This is a genomic window from Hydrogenophaga sp. (genome assembly GCF_041633695.1).
Taxonomy (GTDB): domain Bacteria; phylum Pseudomonadota; class Gammaproteobacteria; order Burkholderiales; family Burkholderiaceae_C; genus Hydrogenophaga.
In genome coordinates, this window is the sequence record NZ_JBFJMY010000364.1 from 1 (window position 1) to 4245 (window position 4245).

Consider the following 4245-nt stretch of genomic DNA (forward strand, 5'->3'; position numbering starts at 1 on the left):
AGGCGCTGGGCGAGGTGCTGGGCCTGTATTCCAACATCGCCATCGCCTGGATCATGGCGGTGGTGGCCGATCTGGTGATCAACAAGCCCATGGGCTGGTCGCCCAAAGGCATCGAGTTCAAGCGCGCGTATTTGTACGACATCAACCCGGTGGGCGTGGGCGCCATGGGCCTGGCCTCGGTCTTGTCGATCACGGCCCACATGGGTTTGATGGGGGCCATGGCGCAGGCGTTTTCCGCCGTCATCGCGCTGGTCACGGCGCTGCTCACCTCGCCCTTGATCGCGTGGGCGACCCAGGGGCGGTACTACCTTGCACGACGAGCGGAGGGAGGCGCCGCACCGTCATACGAGGGCTGTGCCGTGAGCGGGGCAGCCCATCCAGAAACACCGCGGAACGGGCTTCGCCCGGCCGCAGGTGTTGCCCCCCTTCAGGGGGGTGACGCCGCAGGCGGCGCGGGGGGTGTGCTCTTGCGCTGCGTCATCTGCGAGCGCGCGTACGAAGGCCCCGACATGGCGCATTGCCCGGCCTACCAGGGTGCGATCTGTTCGCTTTGCTGCACCTTGGACGCCCGTTGCGGCGACCTGTGCAAACCGCACGCGCGGCTGTCGGAGCAATGGCAGAGCGCCTTGCGCACCGTGATGCCGCAGCGCATGTGGCGTTATCTGGAGGCGGGGCTGGCGCACTACCTGCTGCTCATGCTGGTGGTGGCGCCGGTGCTGGCCGCCGTGCTGGGGCTGCTCTACCGCCAGCAGGTGCAGGGGCTGGACCAAGGCCTGCAAGCCGTGGCCGACGCCAGCTTGCTGGACGCGGCGCTGCGTTCCGGCTTTTTGCGCGTGTACGCGGTGCTCTTGCTGATCGCGGGCACCGTGGCCTGGTGGCTGGTGCTGGCCCACAAGACCCGCGAAGTGGCGCAGGAAGAGTCGAACCGGCAAACCCGTTTGCTGATGCACGAGATCGACTCGCACCGCAAGACCGACGAACAGCTGCAGCAGGCCCGGCACGCCGCCGAGCAGGCCAACCAGGCCAAGACGCGCTACATCAGCACCATCAGCCACGAGCTGCGCACGCCGCTCAACAGCATCCTGGGTTACGCACAACTGCTGCAGGAAGACACCGGCATGGCGCCGCACCGCGCGCAGGCGATTCGCGTCATCCACCGGGGAGGTGAACACCTGTTGTCCTTGATCGAAGGCACGCTGGACATTGCGCGCATCGAATCGGGCAAGCTGGCGCTGGATGTGCGGCCCATGGCCTTTGCCGACGTGATGCAGGAAGTGGCCAGCATGTTCGAACTGCAGGCAGCGGCCAAGGGCCTGCGCTTTGTGTTCGAGTCCGCCAGCCGCCTGCCCGACACGGTGCGCGCCGACGAAAAACGCCTGCGCCAGATACTCATCAACCTGCTCGGCAACGCGGTGAAGTTCACCCGCGCGGGCGAGGTGCGGCTGCGGGTGACCCACGCGCGCGAGATGGCGCAATTCGAGGTGCACGACACCGGTCCCGGCATGGGCCTGCAAGACCTGGAGCGTGTGTTCGAACCCTTTGCGCGCGGCAGCCAGGGTCAAACCGAGAGCGCACCCGCCACCGCCCAGGCCGGCGCAGCGGGCGGCACCGGCCTGGGCCTGACCATCGCCAAGATGCTGGCCGATCTGATGGGCGGCGAAATGACGGTGCGCAGCACGCCGGGGGCCGGCACGGTGTTCACCGTGCGCCTGTTCCTGCCCGAGGTCCACGGCGCGCCGCTGCGTCGGGCGGCCAGCACGCCGGTCTATGCCGGTTACGCGGGCCCGCGCCAACGTGTGCTGGTGGTGGACAACGAAGAGTCCGACCGCGAACTGCTGGTGCGCTGGTTGCAACCGCTGGGTTTTGAGGTGTTGCTGGCCACCAGCGGCCACGACGCCTTGGGCCTGCTCGACGGCCTGAACCCGGCGGCCGAAGGCGGACCGCATGCCATCTTCATGGACCTGGCCATGCCGGGCATCGACGGCTGGGAAACCATGCGCCGCCTGCGGGCACGCGGCTGGGGCGGGGTGCCATTGGCCATTGTGTCGGCCAACGCCTTCGACCGTGGGCTGGACAACGACCTGGACCACCAGCCGCAGGACTTTTTTGTGAAACCGGTGCGGCGCGAAGACCTGATCGCCTGGCTGGGCCAGCGCTTGAAATTGAACTGGACCCACGCTGCCGCACCCGAAACCGCCGCGCCACCGGCCCGCACCATGGGCAGCAGCGCGGCGCCGGGCACTGTGCTGCACGCGACCGAAATGGCGCCGCTGCTGGAACTGGTGCGTCTGGGCTATTACAAAGGCATCGTGCAGTGGCTGGACGACTGGGTGCGCCAGCGCCCCGAGCAGGCCGACTTTGCCCAGGGCTTGCAAACGCTGGCGCGCGAATTCCGTTTTGAAGCCATTGAAGAGCGCTTGCAGCAACAGGGCGCGACCACCGTGTCTGTTCGGACCACACCATGAACGAGCGCCACGCCCCAACTCAGGCTGCAGCCTCCATGCCATTGCCGCGCGAAGACGCCCTGGTCGTGCTCATCGTGGACGACGTGCCCGACAACGTGGCCTTGCTGCACGACGCCCTGGACGAGGCCGGTTACACCGTGCTGGTGGCGCTGGACGGCGAGAGCGCCTTGCGCCGCGCCGCCCAGGCCCAGCCCGATGTGGTGTTGCTCGACGCCATCATGCCCGGCCTGGACGGCTTTGAGGTGGCGCGCCGCCTCAAAGCCGATGCGGGCACCGCGCACATTCCCATCATCTTCATGACCGGCCTGACCGAGACCGAACACCTGGAGGCGGCGTTGGCGGCCGGTGGGGTGGACTACGTCACCAAGCCCATCAAACCGCGCGAAGTGCTGGCCCGCATGGGCGTGCACCTGGCGCAGGCGCGGCAGGTGAAGCAGGGCGCGGTAGAGCGCAGCCAGGCGCGCAACGCGCTCGACGCCTTTGGTTACGCGACCATCACCGTGCGCGCCAGCGACGGCCGCCTGATGTGGCAGACCCCGCTCGCGCGCGATCTGTTGTTGCGCTATTGCGGCACCTTGGCCCCGGTCACGCCGCCGCCCGTGGTGCAGTGGTTGCGCCGCCACCTGGGCGAAGCCCAGGCGCTGCGCGAGCCGCCACGCCTGACGCTGGAAAGCGGCCCACGGCGCCTGACGTTTCGCCTGCACCAGCAGGTGGGCGACCAGGACGGTGGCGACAACGAAACCGGAAGCGACAGTGGCTCGGAGGGCGATTGGCTGATCGTGATGCAGGAGACGTCGGACGCCAGCGTGCTCGATGGTCTGGCCCAAGCGTTTGGCTTGACCGCGCGCGAAGCCGAGGTGCTGTACTGGGTGGTCAAGGGCAAGATCAACCGCGACATCGCCGACATCCTGGGGGCCAGCCCCGGCACGGTGAAAAAACACCTGGAGCGCATCCACGCCAAGATGGGGGTGGAAACCCGAACCGCCGCCGCCACCATGGCGATCAACCGCGTGCCTTTGTTACAGCCCCAGCACGGCATCTGAGTCCGGTGGGCGCGTTGGCGCCGCGTGGATCGTCGAAGAGGCAACAAAAAAGCGCGCCCCGCAGGGCGCGCTTTTGGACCCAAGCTGGGCCGGGTTTATTGGCAGACGAAACTGCTGGCCACTTCCAGGCTGCCGCTGCCTTTGTAGCGTGCCACCTTGGGGTAGGCGCACAGGGGGCGGGTGCGATCAGGCGCCCAAGCGGACGGCAAATCGCTGTTCACGCCACCGGCATTGCCGGCGCCGCGCGCCGTGGCAACAATGTCGCTGGGTGCCTGGCCTTTTTCGACCCAGTTGACCAAGGGGGTCAACATGTCGAACTGGTCGGTGGCCGGGCCGCCCGAGCAGTGACCCATGCCCGGCACCTGGTAGAAGCGGGCGAAGTTGTCGCCGGTGCCAGTTTGCACGCCTTTGAACCAAGTCTCCGAATCGTTGACCGAGAAGATCGGGTCGCTCACACCGTGGTAGACCATGATTTTTCCACCGCGGTTGCGCAGGCCCGTCATTTGTGTGGGCTTGGGCGGCGTCATGAAGCCCATGGCGGATTCGGTGTAGGTGGCCGAGGTGGCATTCATGGCGGCAGCCAATGCGTCAATGTCGGTCGTCAGTGCAAAGTTCAGGGCATTGAAGCTGGACGGGTTGGCCGGGCTCGGGTTGAAGATGATCCCGGTGGCCCCTGCGTCCAGGTTGAGGGCCGCGAAGAATTCCCAGAACGCCACGCCTGAACCCACCGGACTTCC

Annotated in this window: 3 protein-coding genes; 2 read left to right on the plus strand and 1 reads right to left on the minus strand. The window is 67.3% G+C overall.

Features of this window, described 5'->3' with window-relative positions; translation table 11 throughout:
• Positions 1 to 2465, plus strand: a 2465-nt coding sequence (locus ABYB95_RS18085; protein ID WP_372660043.1) for an ATP-binding protein, incomplete at its 5' end; no start/stop codon positions are given.
• Entirely contained in the window at positions 2462 to 3508 is a 1047-nt protein-coding gene (locus ABYB95_RS18090; protein WP_372660045.1) for a response regulator, read from the plus strand. The genes ABYB95_RS18085 and ABYB95_RS18090, both read left to right, overlap by 4 nt.
• Positions 3509 to 3603: 95 nt before the next feature.
• Here ABYB95_RS18090 and ABYB95_RS18095 read toward each other — a convergent pair.
• The coding region (locus tag ABYB95_RS18095; RefSeq protein WP_372660047.1) for a tannase/feruloyl esterase family alpha/beta hydrolase at positions 3604 to 4245 on the minus strand (642 nt) is incomplete at its 5' end.